The sequence below is a fragment of the Agrobacterium sp. K11 genome, from assembly GCF_059429395.1.
Genome location: NZ_JCAHRB010000003.1, coordinates 675,377 through 687,637, shown reverse-complemented (window position 1 = coordinate 687,637; position 12,261 = coordinate 675,377). Strand labels below are relative to the sequence as shown.

The following is a 12,261-nucleotide window of genomic DNA, read 5'->3' as shown; positions in this document are numbered from 1 at the left end:
GCTTGTGCCACGCTTGGCTGTGGAGGCCACTTTGCCGTTAACTTTTACCCGGCTGTTCAAAACAGCTTCAGTCGATGGTGCACCTCCCCTGCAGTTGAGGGGGAAATGCGCCAATAGCGGTTTGGTTGCGATTGAATTGCGCAAAAACAAAAAGCGGGAATGGTTCCCGCTTTCGTTCAGATCGTTAATGCGCGACGGTAGGCTTATGCTGCTTTTCCGGCGTTCGAGAACTGTCCGTGCGGGCGATAGTGCACCATGTAGGACGGCAGGACGGAAGCAACGCGAACGGGCGTAATGCCGATGCCTTCCAGAGTCAGGCCGTTCTTTTCCGCGTCAGCGGAAACGACATTATCCTTTTTCAGCATGGTCACCTGATCGACAGTCAGCGGCGGCGTAATCAGCGGCACCAGCGAAGCGATTTTTCCGATCATTGAGGCGACGCCGAAAGGCAGGTTGACGAAAGGACGCTGACGGTAGGTTGCGGCAAGAACCGCCTCAAGACAGTCGCGGAACGTCATGACGTCCTGGCCACCCAGTTCATAGATGGCGCCGGGCTTCAGCTTGCCATCCACGCTGCGGGCAACGGCTTCTGCTACATCTTCGACATAGACCGGCTGGAACTTGGTTTTTCCGCCGCCGATCAGCGGCAGGAACGGCAGGCTGCGGGCCATCTTGGCGAATTTATTGAAGAAGTCGTCTTCCGGTCCAAAGATGATCGAAGGACGCAGGATCACGGCGCCGGGCAGAACGGAATGGATTGCTGCCTCGGCGCGGCCCTTTGTGCGGCCGTAGCCGGTCGGCGAATTGGCATCGGCACCGATGGCGGAGATGTGCGTCAGCGTTGCACCGGCGTTGCGGGCTGCCTCGGCAATGGCTTTCGCGCCGAATTCCTGCACGGCGTCAAAGGTGTTGCGGCCGCTTTCGGCCAGAATGCCAACGCAATTGACCACGTGGTCGGCGTCTTCGATGGCTTTGACGATGGAGTCGCGATACCGCAGGTTCGCCTGGGCAAACGAGATCTGGCCGACATTGCCGAGCGGCTGCAGGAAACCAGCAAGATCGGGACGGCGCACGGCAACGCGGATGCGGTAACCGCGCTTGGCGAGCATCCGCACGACATGCCGCCCGACGAAACCCGAACCGCCGAAAACGGTGACGAGGGGTGGAAGGTTGGCCAAGGTCATGGGAGGCTCCTCAGAAGCTGTCGATAAAGCGTTTTTCAGTCTCTTAGCCCAAAGCCGTGCGCGCGTGAAGAGACGTTGTCACAAGGCCCGGGACTAGTTTTGGAAATGCGGTTGACGACCGTCAAATTCCTTCGACGATCATCATCTCCGCGTCGGCGACTTCCTGACGGATTTTGGCCGCCGCCTGGTATTCGGGCGAGTTGTAGCAATCGATCGCGTGCTGCACAGAGGGGAATTCGATGATGACGTTGCGTGCGCGTGCCTTGCCCTCAAGTTCGGTCAACGCACCGCCGCGGGCGAGAAAGTTGGCGCCGAACCGCTCGAAAGCGGGCTTCGCTGTCGAGACGTAGTCCTTGTAGCGTTCGTTGTCGCGTACATCGACACGCGCGATCCAGTAACCCTTTGCCATTTCGTCTCCTCCGATGGTCCTTATTGATTTGCCGGAAAGCTGGCGCGCAGCATGTCGTCAAGAATGGCGCGGGCTGCTGCTTTCGGATCCTCTGCTTTGACGATGGGGCGGCCGACAACCAGATGGCTCGAACCGGCTTTGATGGCGTCAAAAGGCGTCATCACGCGCTTCTGGTCTCCCGCCTCGGCACCGGCCGGGCGAATACCAGGGGTGACGACGGCAAGGTCGGGGCCAAGGATTTCACGCACCGCCGTCGATTCCTCTGCCGAACAGACGATGCCGCCCATGCCTGCCTCGCGCGCCTGTTCCGCACGGCGCAGCACCAGCGAACGGGCATCCGATGCATAGCCGGCTTCCGCAAGATCGGCATCATCCATCGAGGTTAGCACGGTGACACCAAGCAGGCAGAGGCCGGAGCCTTCGGCTGCCTTGACTGCGGCGCGCATGGCTTTTGGGTAAGCATGCAGGGTCAGCATCGACATGCCCATGCGGGCGATGTTTTCGACGCCGGAGCCGACGGTGTTGTCGATGTCGAGCAGTTTCATGTCGAGAAAGACATTCTTGCCGCTCTGGGCAAGGTCGCGGGCGAATTCGAGACCACCGGCAAATACCAGCTGATAGCCGATCTTGTAGAACAGAACCTCATCGCCAATCTTCGATACGATGTCTTCAGCTTGTTGCACAGTCGGAACATCGAGCCCGACGATCAGTTTTTCGCGCGCGGTCATTGTCTTATCCCTGCCATGTTTCCATTGCCGTCCAGTCGCATGTGGGGCGCTGAGCTGCAAGTGAAAATTCGGCGATTGGGAACCGGAAAAGATTGCCGCCGCCGGGTGGCTGGTCCTTGCTACGACTGATGCCGACGCCTTCCATATGGCATTTCAAAAGCGTGCCGACGCCGCCATGGCCGACAAAGGCAATCGGCTGTTGCGGGTCGTGCCGGTCTAGAACGGCCCTGACGGCGTTAACAATTCGCGCCTGCGCATCGATTGCCCGTTCCCAGCCGTGAAAGCTTTCTCGCGGATGGGCAAAAAACCAGTCGGCAGCCTTTTCAAATTCCGGCGGCGTCAGGAAGCCTGTTGCCGACCGGTCGTTCTCATGCAGCGCCTCGATGATCTCAATATCCGCGCCGGATGTTTCAGCAAGGATTCGGGCGGTTTCGATGGCTTTGGTTTCCGCACTCGACACGATCCGGCGCAATGCGCGTGCCCATGGCAGGCGGCTTGCCTCAAACGCCCGCTGTGCACCCAAGTCCGAAAGTCCCCATTCCGGAACCGGAACCGCCGGATCGATCCGGACCTGGGGATGGGTAATGTAAAGGGCATGCATGGGAACGGTCCTCAATGGCGATGGAAGGGCAAATCAGGACCCTAACCATCTGTCACGACCGGGAAATGACGGCCCTTGCCCACTCTGCCGTGTGATCAGGCCCGGGTATAGGTCCACAATTGCGCCGGAGGAATGTTGCGCACGATGAAATCGAAATGGCGGATGTGGTAGAGATGCGGCTGCGCAACGATCGGGGAAATCGGACCGTAGGATATCTGTATGACGGGGCGACCATGCGGCACGCGTTTCAGCAATTCGTCGAGAAGCTTGATGCGGGCGGCCATCGGAAAATTCAGCATCGGTACGGCGGAAATGACGCTGTCGAACATCTGGCCCTGGTGCTCGCCAAGTGTCGCATTCAGATCGAAGGCATCGCCATTGATGAAGTTGACGCCTGGATAGCTTCTGAGAAGCTGATTGTAGAAATCGGTCGAATATTCGATGGCCGTCAGGCGCTCCGGCTTGATGCCGCGTGCCAGAATGGCCTTGGTGATGACACCGGTACCGGGGCCGAGTTCCAGAACTGGCAGGTCGGAATGCGGGTCGATGACACTCGCCATTTTTCTTGCCGTGATGGAGGATGTCGGGACGATGGCTCCGACCTTTTTCGGCTGGCTGACCATGCCTTTGAAAAAGCGGATTTCTTCCTCAAATTTTCTTTCAAAGCGTTGCTTCAGGTTGAGTGCCATAATTCCCCTCGGATGTATTTTGGTCATTGTCAAAAAAATGTTACGCACTGTTTATCTCATTTGGCGCTAAAACAAGGCAAAATGTCGTAATTGGAAAAATTCGTTTAGCGTTAGAAATCTTTCTGCGCCGAATCAAAAAACGCCGGTGGAGCGATCCACCGGCGTTTTTTGATTGATTTGAAGAAAAAAAGTCCACTTTAAACGCGCATCGGCATCAGAACATAAAGCGCATCGTCGCCGGCGGTGTCGCGAACGAGCGTTGGCGAGCCCGCATCCGCCAGAAGGAAAATCGCGTCTTCACCGGAAAGCTGCGAGGTGATGTCGAGGAGATATTTGGCATTGAAGCCGATTTCCATCGAATCATTGTCGTAACCGACAGCCACTTCTTCCGTCGCACTGCCGGAATCCGGATTGTTGACGGTCAGCGTCAGCTGGCCGTTGGTCAACGCCAGCTTCACGGCGCGGCCACGCTCGGAAGAGATGGTCGACACGCGATCGACCGCACGGGCGAAGGTCTGGCAATCGACGCGCATTTCCTTGTCGTTGCCGGTGGGGATGACGCGCTGGTAATCCGGGAAGGTGCCGTCGATCAGCTTCGAGGTCAAAACGACCGAGCCGATGGTCAGGCGGATTTTCGCGTCTGATACCTCAACAGTGACATCAAGTTCGGGATTGTCCATCAGCTTCTGCAATTCGCCGACGGTCTTGCGCGGAATGATGATGCCCGGCATGCCTTCGGAGCCGGAAGGCGCATCCACATCGGCGCGCGCAAGGCGGTGACCGTCCGTCGCGACTGCGCGCAGCTTGAGGTCGCCGTTGCTTTCGATGGTGTGGAAGAAGATGCCGTTCAGATAATAGCGTGTCTCTTCGGTCGAAATCGCAAATTGCGTCCGGTCGATCAGCATCTTCAGGTCGGTCGCCTTCAGTTTGAAGGTGTGGCTGAAGGTACCGGCGGTCAGATCCGGGAAATCGGTTTCTGGAAGGCATTGCAGCGAGAATTTCGAACGGCCGGAAGCAACCGTCATTGTGGAGCCATCCGGATTGGTGGCCAGAAGCACTTCGGAACCATCCGGCAGCTTGCGCACGATTTCATAAAGCAGATGCGCCGGCACGGTGGTCGCGCCCGCCTGCTCCACCATGGCCGGCGTCGCTTCGGTGATTTCGAGGTCGAGGTCGGTCGCCTTCATATCCAGATTGGCGCCGGATGCGCGCAGCAGAACGTTGGACAGGATCGGGATCGTGTTACGACGCTCGACGACCCTGTGGACGTGGTTCAGCGATTTAAGAAGGTTCGACCGCTCAAGAGTAATACGCATGGACGCTACCGCTTTCAACCGTTGCGACCCGGCCACCGCCGGATCGGTAAGAAGAGTCTTGACCGGCCGGAACGCCGGATAATGTGGACGGGCAAAATGGCAGAGTTATTGCAGAAAATGCAAGAGCCGAGTGCATCTGCCGCCGGTCATTTTGCTGCTATACAGCATGATCCACAGCCTGTGACCGCCCGTGGACCTTGTTCGCCGGTTTTCTATTGCCCATAAAGGGGTAAAACTGGAGCGACCGGCCGGGAATGATCGGCCAGAATGATTGGAAGCCGTGTGACGGAAGAAATATCGAACAGCGACGCCGGACAGGCGACCAAGAGCTTCAGGATCGGCACGGCCACTATTCCGGCGCGGCCGTTGGAGCCGGCGCTCTATCTCGTGGCCACCCCCATCGGCAATCTCGGCGACATCACCATCCGGGCGCTGGAAACGCTGGCTTCGGCTGACGTCCTTGCCTGCGAGGATACCCGCGTCACCCGCATTTTGCTTGAGCGTTACGGTATCCGCACACGTCCGCTCTCCTATCACGAGCATAATGCGCAGGAAGCGGGACCAAAACTCATCGCCGCTTTGGAGGCCGGAAAATCCGTGGCGCTGGTGTCGGATGCCGGAACGCCACTCGTCTCCGATCCCGGTTATCGCCTTGGTCAGCTCGCTTTGGAGGCCGGTCATCGCGTCGTGCCGGTGCCGGGAGCATCTGCGCCGCTTGCTGCGCTTGTTGGTTCTGGCATGCCGAGTGACGCCTTTCTGTTCGCGGGCTTTCTGCCCGTAAAGGATCGCGGCAAGCGCGACCGTTTTGCCGAACTTGCGAAAATTCCGGCCACCCTCATGTTTTTTGAATCGCCACGCCGCATTGGCACCTCCGTAAAGGTGGCATCGGAAGTCCTTGGCCGCGATCGCCGTGCTGTGGTGTGCCGCGAGCTGACCAAGACTTTCGAGGAGTTCCGGCGTGGCACGCTGGGCGAGCTTGCGGAATATTACGACGAGGACCGTGTGGTGAAGGGCGAGATCGTGCTCCTGATAGAGCCGCCCTCCTATGACGAAATTCCCGATATCGAGGATGTCGAGAGACTCCTGAAGGATCTCGTCACAACCATGCCTGCCGCAAGGGCCGCAGCCGAGGCGGCAAAGCTGACGGGCCTGCCGCGCAAGGAGCTTTATCAACGGCTGCTGGATATGAAGGATGCGGATGGCCGCTGACGGGCAAACGAACAAGAGACGAAAGGCCGAGCGACGCGGCCACGCTGCGGAATACTGGGCAGCACTCTATCTGCTGTTTCGGGGATACCGCATCCTCGCCATTCGTTATCGAACCCGGCTGGGAGAAATCGATCTCATTGCCCGCAAGAAGGATGTCGTCGCCATCGTCGAGGTCAAGGCGCGGCCTTCCGGTGCCGGGGCTGTCGATGCGGTCGGCTTCCGTTCGCAACAGCGCATTCGGGCAGCTGCCGATATTTGGCTCTCCCGCCGCAAGGATGCCGCGCGGTTTTCGTTGCGTTTCGATATCGTCGCAGTCCTGCCACGACGCCTGCCGCAGCATTTCATCGACGCTTTTTGAGGGGGGAGGCAATGTCCACTGAGCGGGAAAAAATGGCTGCGGGCGAATGGTATTGTTGCATGGATGCCGAACTGGACGTGCTGCGCGCCCGCGCCCGCCGTGCCGTTCACCAGCACAACACCTCGCCGCCGGATGAGCGTGAGGCCATGTCGCCTTTGCTGCGGGCGCTCTTTGCCTCCGTTGCGGAAGGAGCCTTTATCGAAGCACCGTTTCATTGCGCTTACGGCTTCAACATTACGTTGGGTGCGAACGTCTATCTCAATACCGGCTGCGTCATTCTAGATTCTGCGCCCGTGCGGATTGGCGATGGCGCGATGTTGGGGCCGGCCGTGCAGATCTATTGCGCCGAACATCACCTGGACCCGGCTCCGCGTTCGCAAGGCATTGAAATCGCAAAGCCGGTCACGATCGGTCGCGATGTCTGGATCGGCGGCGGCGCGATCCTTCTGGCCGGCATCACCATTGGCGATGGCGCGATCGTCGGGGCCGGTTCGGTGGTGACGCGGGATGTCTTTGCCGGGACGACGGTGGTCGGAAATCCGGCTCGCCCGATAAAGCGCAAGGACGCTTGAGACATCCGTTTCTGGAAGAATGGAGTTCCTATCGCAGGGACTGTAATAAATCTGACATAAAACCGTTAAAGAGGCGTCACGGAACGTCTCTATTCGCATCCTCATCCCAATAAATGGTGGAGAGGATTTAGTAATGTTGAAGAAGATTTCCATGGCCGCAGTGGCGGTCAGCATTTCGGCAACGTCTTCCATGGCTGCGACCAACATCACCTGGTGGCACGGCATGGGCGGCCGTAACGGCGAAGTCATCAACGAAGTTTCGCAGAAGTTCAACGAAGCCCAGAAGGAATGCGCTCTGACGCCGGTTTCCAAGGGCTCATACGAAGAAGCGCTTGCAAGCGGCATCGCTGCTTTCCGTTCGGGCGAACAGCCGAACATTCTCCAGGTTTTCGATGCTGGCGCTGCCACCATCATCAACGCCAAGGGCGCTGTCATTCCTGCAGAAGACCTCATCAACAAGGCCGGTTACAAGTTCGACCGCGAAGCCTTCATCAACGGCGTCCGCTATTTCTACGCTGCCGCTGACGGCAAGTTCGTCGGCATGCCTTTCAACACTTCCGCGCCGATCATGTATGTCAACGACGAAGCCTTGAAGAAGGCTGGCGTCGAAGCTCCGAAGACCTGGGAAGATTTTGAAAAGGTCGCACCGAAGCTGAAGGAAGCCGGTTACATCCCGCTCGTCCAGTCGCAGCTCACCTGGCAGTTCACGGAAAACTTCTTCTCCCGCAACAACATCCAGTTCGCAACCAACAACAATGGTTACGACAGCGTCACCGACACCAAGCTGAAGGTCACCGATCCGAACCTCGTCATGATGTTCGACAAGCTGAAGGACTGGAAAGACAAGGGTCTGTTCGCCTACTACGGCGCCGGCTGGAACGACAACCAGAAGCCCTTCGAAGAAGGCAAGGTTGCCCTCTGGATCGGTTCCTCGGGTTCGTTCGGTGGCCTGCAGAAGACGGCGTCCATGCCGTTCTCGGCAACCTTCCTTCCGTACTGGGGCTCCATCAAGGGCGCTGGCACCAACTCCTTCATCGGCGGCGCTGCCCTCTTTGCAATGTCGGGCAAGTCTGAAGCCGAAAACAAGTGCGTCGCTGACTTCTTCCAGTTCCTGACTTCGCCGGAAATCCAGGTCTTCTACCACAAGGCAACCGGTTACGTCGCTATCACCACGGCTGCTTACGAAAAGGCCAAGGCTGAAGGCTTCTACAAGGAAAAGCCTGCCGCCGAAGTCGGTATCCAGCAGCTGTCGCTGCCTTCAGGCGAATGGTCCAAGGGCTACCGCCTCGGTTTCTACCCGCAGATCCGCTCCATCATGGAACGCGAATACAACCGCATCTTCTCCGGCGAAGTAACGCCGAAGGACGCCTTCGACATCATCGAAAAGGAAGGCAACGATCTTCTCGCCCGTTTCGCTAAAACGGCTGGCTGATCTCCCTTTTTGAAACCAACGATAGTTGTCGAGCCTCCTTTCCGCCGGAAAGGAGGCTCGCTCTTGGATTAAGGAGGCGCAAGCGTGGCCTATACATCGTCTCAACCGCGTCTGGCCCGGTTTCTATCCGGCCGGTCTGCAAAAACCGGAAAAACGGCGAAGGCCGCAGAAGCCAGCATGAAGCGCGTGCAGTTCTCCTCGTCCTACGTGCCCTATCTGTTTCTGGCGCCACAACTGGCGGTGATTTTCATCTTCTTCTACTGGCCCTCCGTCCAGGCCGTGCAATCGTCGTTCTTTATCGAAGACCCTTTCGGGTTCGGTGCAACGTTCGTGGGCTTCGCCAATTATTCCGATGCCATCTTCAATCCGGAATATCTAAACATCGCCAAATTCACGGTTGTCTTCACCGTGCTGGTCACTTTCTTTTCGCTGGCGCTCGGTCTTTTGCTTGCGGTCAAGGCCGATGCGGTCGTTCGCGGCAGTTCCGCCTACAAGACGTTGCTGATCTCCGTTTACGCCATCGCGCCGCCGGTTGCGGGTCTCATCGGCATGATGTTTTTCGACCAGCATATCGGGCCTTTCGTCAAGATGGCCGCGTTTTTGGGCTGGGATATGAAGGTTGGCCTCAACTACTTCGATACAGCCTTCGCCATGATTGCCGTCGCGGTCTGGAAGCAGATCCCTTATAATTTCATCTTCTTCCTGTCCGGATTGCAGGGCGTATCCGTCGCCGTGCGCGAGGCTGCCGCCATCGATTGCCGATCGAGCGTGCGCCGGTTCTGGACGGTCATCATGCCGCTTCTGGCACCGACTGCCTTCTTCCTGCTGATCATCAACATCACCTATTCGCTGTTCGATACGTTCGGCATTATCGACGTGATGGTGAAGGACAAGGCCGCCAACAATCCGATTACGCTGGTCTACAAGGTCTTTCTCGACGGTTTCCGCGGCAATGACATCGGCGGTTCCTCTGCTCAGTCCGTCATCCTGATGCTGGTCGTCTTCGTTCTGACCATCATCCAGTTTCGCTTCATCGAAAAACGCATCCATTACAATTGAGGGAAAAGACAATGTACAAGACAAAACCCCTCGACCATCTGGTGCTGATCATTGGCGCACTGTTCCTGATATTGCCTGTCGTCGTGGCATTCATGACGTCCACCCATACGGCGGCGGAAATCCACCGCAGCGGCCTGACACTCGTTCCGGGCGACAATTTCGTCGGGACCTATGAAAAGGTCCTGACACAAAAGGGCGGCTTTACCGGGCAGATCACCGGTCTCAACATGGTGCTCAACTCGCTGATCCTCGGCATCGGTTTTGCCGTCGGCAAGATCGTCCTGTCGATGATGGCAGCCTATGCGATCGTCTATTTCCGGTTCCGGTTTGCAACGCTTGCCTTCTGGATCATCTTCACCACCCTGCTTCTGCCGCTCGAAGTACGCATCATGCCGTCCTATGAGGTGATGAGCAAACTCGGCCTCTTGAACTCCTACACCGGTCTGATCGTGCCGCTTCTGGCGTCTGCGACGGGTACCTTCTATTTCCGGCAGTTCTTCAAATCCATTCCTGAAGAATTGCTGGAAGCTGCTCGCATAGACGGTGCGGGCCCGGTCAAGTTCTTCATTGATGTGATCATCCCGCTTTCCCGTACCATGATGGCGGCGATCTTCATCATCATGTTCGTTTACGGCTGGAACCAGTACCTCTGGCCCATGCTGATGACCACGGACGAGAGTTTCTTCACCCTGATGCGCGGCATCAAGTCGATCCTGCAAGTCTGGGTCGGTTCGCAAATCCCCGATTACAACGAAGCTTTCGCGCTTGCCGTTCTGGCCATGCTGCCGCCTGTGATGATCGTCGTGATCTTCCAGCGCTGGTTCATCAAGGGCCTGACCGAAAGTGACAAATAAGGAAACCGAAAATGGCCGCGATAGAAATCAGTCAGGTCTGCAAGGATTATCATGGCGGCGTGCGTGCCGTGCATCACGTCGATATCGACATCAGGGACGGCGAGTTCATTGTTCTCGTCGGTCCCTCCGGCTGCGGCAAGTCCACGCTCCTGCGTATGGTGGCCGGACTTGAGGATATTTCCGAAGGCACGGTGAAGATCGGTGACCGGGTGGTCAACCAGGTAGATCCGGCTGACCGGGATATCGCCATGGTGTTCCAGAACTATGCGCTCTATCCGCATATGTCGGTGCGCCAGAACCTGGAATACGGGTTGAAGAACCGCAAGACGCCGAAGGCGGAGATCGATGCGCGCGTGGCCGAGGCCGCCCGCATGCTCCAGCTCGAACCCTATCTGGAGCGCAAGCCGCGCGCCCTTTCCGGCGGCCAGCGTCAGCGAGTCGCCATGGGCCGCGCCATCGTGCGCAAACCGGCGGCCTTCCTGTTTGATGAGCCCCTGTCCAACCTTGATGCCAAACTGCGCGTTTCCATGCGCGGCGAGATCAAGCGCCTGCAAAAGCGTCTCGGCACCACTTCGATCTACGTCACGCACGATCAGCTGGAAGCCATGACGCTGGCAGACCGTCTGGTGGTGCTGAACGGCGGCCGCATCGAACAGATCGGCGCACCGCTTGAGGTCTATCACACCCCCGCTTCCACCTTTGTCGCAAGCTTCATCGGCTCTCCCGCCATGAACCTGCTGAACGGCGAGTTGCATGGGGATAGCCTTGCCGTCGGGCCGTCGCTGATCGCGCTCAACGGTTTCGCCCCCACCTCCGGCCCGGTTACTGTGGGCATGCGGGCGGAAGATTTCCGCCTGGCGGCGGCAGGTGAGCCCGGTTTTTCGCTACGCGTCGAGTATATCGAGGAACTCGGCTCGCAGCGTCTTATCCACGGTATGATCGGCGACCAGAACCTGACTGTGGCGTTTTCGCCGGAGGTCGAGATTCCGGCTACCTTGTCGGTCGCCATATCTCCGGACAAGCTGCACTTCTTCTCCAGCGAGACCGGCAAGCGCATAGCCGGCAACGCGGAACAGGCTGTGGCGCAGCCCGTGCAGCTGGCAACGGCCTGAGTGGACGATAAGAAATCGGCGCGATGACTAAAATTGCGCCGATTGTCAAAACCGCTTCGTTACGATCCCGATGATAGAAGATCTCCAATATTTCACGGGGGTTTTCTAATATGCCTTTAAAGATGATGTTCGCGGCGGCTGCGACCATGGCGATCCGCACAGTGCCGATATTGCCGGCCTCTATGCGCCGGACAAAAGACGAGGGCGTGGTTAGCGCGTCCTGCACCGATTTGCGGCTGCAGCCGGCCCCCATCAACCCCGACTGGATCATTTCCGGCGATCCTCAGGCGCGTGCGGCGGATCATTCCAGAAGCGGAGACCGCGCGTCCAGCACAGCCATGTGGGATTGTACGGCGGGCGAGTTCCGCTGGTTCTTCGGTTGGGACGAGACCGTCTATATCCTTGAGGGTGAGGTGCATGTGACGGCGGAAGACGGCACAGTCAGTATCCTGCGGGTGGGTGACGTCGCTTATTTCCGCGCGGGAACATGGGCCACCTGGCGGGTGGATGAGTATGTCCGCAAGGTTGCCTTCATGCGCCGCCCTTTCCCCACGGCGCTGGCTCTGGCCTACCGGGTCAAGAACAAGCTGTTTGCCGGTCGTTCCTACAAGCTGGCGGCCTGAACTGGTAAAACACTCCGTCAGGTGGGGCTCTGCGCAGCGCCACCTGCGGAATTCTGAAGGTTCAATAAAACTCACAAAAAGCACCCCTCGCAGCAGTTGCGTTTGAATGGTCGCT

At 58.1% G+C, this 12,261-nt stretch carries 14 protein-coding genes; 8 read left to right on the top strand and 6 right to left on the bottom strand.

What is annotated here, in order from left to right:
- Positions 1-203 precede the first annotated feature (203 nt).
- The 6 genes from AC5SEO_RS08520 to dnaN form a co-directional block, all read right to left on the bottom strand.
- Positions 204-1,184 (bottom strand): complex I NDUFA9 subunit family protein, encoded by a 981-nt coding sequence (locus AC5SEO_RS08520; RefSeq protein WP_013635346.1) that lies wholly within the window; start codon positions 1,182-1,184, stop codon positions 204-206.
- Between the two features lie 121 nt (positions 1,185-1,305).
- Positions 1,306-1,593 (bottom strand): DUF1330 domain-containing protein, encoded by a 288-nt coding sequence (locus AC5SEO_RS08515; protein ID WP_003514697.1) that lies wholly within the window; start codon positions 1,591-1,593, stop codon positions 1,306-1,308.
- A gap of 20 nt (positions 1,594-1,613) precedes the next feature.
- Positions 1,614-2,321 (bottom strand): orotidine-5'-phosphate decarboxylase, encoded by a 708-nt coding sequence (gene pyrF / locus AC5SEO_RS08510; RefSeq protein ID WP_013635347.1) that lies wholly within the window; start codon positions 2,319-2,321, stop codon positions 1,614-1,616.
- A gap of 4 nt (positions 2,322-2,325) precedes the next feature.
- On the bottom strand, positions 2,326-2,922 hold the full coding sequence (locus AC5SEO_RS08505) for a histidine phosphatase family protein (protein WP_013635348.1): 597 nt from the start codon (positions 2,920-2,922) through the stop codon (positions 2,326-2,328).
- A gap of 95 nt (positions 2,923-3,017) precedes the next feature.
- Positions 3,018-3,611, bottom strand: coding sequence for a phospholipid N-methyltransferase PmtA (gene pmtA / locus AC5SEO_RS08500; RefSeq protein WP_003514702.1), 594 nt, complete (start codon positions 3,609-3,611; stop codon positions 3,018-3,020).
- Positions 3,612-3,808: 197 nt separating this feature from the next.
- Positions 3,809-4,927, bottom strand: a complete 1,119-nt coding sequence (gene dnaN / locus AC5SEO_RS08495; RefSeq protein WP_003514704.1) for a DNA polymerase III subunit beta — start codon at positions 4,925-4,927, stop codon at positions 3,809-3,811.
- Between the two features lie 267 nt (positions 4,928-5,194).
- Between dnaN and rsmI the strand changes: the two genes are divergently transcribed.
- The 8 genes from rsmI (at position 5,195) to AC5SEO_RS08455 (ending at position 12,146) form a co-directional block, all read left to right on the top strand.
- Positions 5,195-6,136, top strand: coding sequence for a 16S rRNA (cytidine(1402)-2'-O)-methyltransferase (gene rsmI, locus AC5SEO_RS08490; protein WP_003514706.1), 942 nt, complete (start codon positions 5,195-5,197; stop codon positions 6,134-6,136).
- The gene (locus AC5SEO_RS08485; RefSeq protein ID WP_003514708.1) at positions 6,126-6,494 is read left to right on the top strand and encodes a YraN family protein; all 369 of its coding nucleotides are present in this window, start codon (positions 6,126-6,128) and stop codon (positions 6,492-6,494) included. The genes rsmI and AC5SEO_RS08485 overlap by 11 nt, the downstream gene beginning before the upstream one ends.
- Before the next feature lie 11 nt (positions 6,495-6,505).
- On the top strand, positions 6,506-7,066 hold the full coding sequence (locus tag AC5SEO_RS08480; protein ID WP_112290941.1) for a sugar O-acetyltransferase: 561 nt from the start codon (positions 6,506-6,508) through the stop codon (positions 7,064-7,066).
- Positions 7,067-7,199: 133 nt separating this feature from the next.
- The gene (locus AC5SEO_RS08475) at positions 7,200-8,498 is read left to right on the top strand and encodes an extracellular solute-binding protein (protein ID WP_003514712.1); all 1,299 of its coding nucleotides are present in this window, start codon (positions 7,200-7,202) and stop codon (positions 8,496-8,498) included.
- 84 nt (positions 8,499-8,582) lie between these two features.
- A complete protein-coding gene (locus AC5SEO_RS08470) occupies positions 8,583-9,557 on the top strand; it encodes an ABC transporter permease (RefSeq protein WP_025592231.1) in 975 nt (324 codons plus the stop codon).
- 11 nt (positions 9,558-9,568) lie between these two features.
- A complete protein-coding gene (gene ugpE / locus AC5SEO_RS08465; RefSeq protein WP_003514715.1) occupies positions 9,569-10,411 on the top strand; it encodes a sn-glycerol-3-phosphate ABC transporter permease UgpE in 843 nt (280 codons plus the stop codon).
- An 11-nt stretch (positions 10,412-10,422) separates the two neighbouring features.
- On the top strand, positions 10,423-11,523 hold the full coding sequence (locus AC5SEO_RS08460) for a sn-glycerol-3-phosphate import ATP-binding protein UgpC (RefSeq protein ID WP_113291259.1): 1,101 nt from the start codon (positions 10,423-10,425) through the stop codon (positions 11,521-11,523).
- A 110-nt stretch (positions 11,524-11,633) separates the two neighbouring features.
- Positions 11,634-12,146: a cupin domain-containing protein gene (locus tag AC5SEO_RS08455; RefSeq protein WP_113291258.1), complete on the top strand. Its 513-nt coding sequence runs from the start codon at positions 11,634-11,636 to the stop codon at positions 12,144-12,146.
- Positions 12,147-12,261 lie beyond the last annotated feature (115 nt).

Coding starts and splice junctions, on each gene's coding strand:
- AC5SEO_RS08480 (WP_112290941.1), top strand. CDS start 6,506: ATGTCCACTGAGCGGGAAAAAATGGCTGCGGGCGAATGGTATTGTTGC.
- AC5SEO_RS08475 (WP_003514712.1), top strand. CDS start 7,200: ATGTTGAAGAAGATTTCCATGGCCGCAGTGGCGGTCAGCATTTCGGCA.
- AC5SEO_RS08460 (WP_113291259.1), top strand. CDS start 10,423: ATGGCCGCGATAGAAATCAGTCAGGTCTGCAAGGATTATCATGGCGGC.
- AC5SEO_RS08455 (WP_113291258.1), top strand. CDS start 11,634: ATGCCTTTAAAGATGATGTTCGCGGCGGCTGCGACCATGGCGATCCGC.
- AC5SEO_RS08515 (WP_003514697.1), bottom strand. CDS start 1,593: ATGGCAAAGGGTTACTGGATCGCGCGTGTCGATGTACGCGACAACGAA.
- AC5SEO_RS08505 (WP_013635348.1), bottom strand. CDS start 2,922: ATGCATGCCCTTTACATTACCCATCCCCAGGTCCGGATCGATCCGGCG.
- AC5SEO_RS08485 (WP_003514708.1), top strand. CDS start 6,126: ATGGCCGCTGACGGGCAAACGAACAAGAGACGAAAGGCCGAGCGACGC.
- pyrF (WP_013635347.1), bottom strand. CDS start 2,321: ATGACCGCGCGCGAAAAACTGATCGTCGGGCTCGATGTTCCGACTGTG.
- rsmI (WP_003514706.1), top strand. CDS start 5,195: ATGATTGGAAGCCGTGTGACGGAAGAAATATCGAACAGCGACGCCGGA.
- dnaN (WP_003514704.1), bottom strand. CDS start 4,927: ATGCGTATTACTCTTGAGCGGTCGAACCTTCTTAAATCGCTGAACCAC.
- ugpE (WP_003514715.1), top strand. CDS start 9,569: ATGTACAAGACAAAACCCCTCGACCATCTGGTGCTGATCATTGGCGCA.
- pmtA (WP_003514702.1), bottom strand. CDS start 3,611: ATGGCACTCAACCTGAAGCAACGCTTTGAAAGAAAATTTGAGGAAGAA.
- AC5SEO_RS08520 (WP_013635346.1), bottom strand. CDS start 1,184: ATGACCTTGGCCAACCTTCCACCCCTCGTCACCGTTTTCGGCGGTTCG.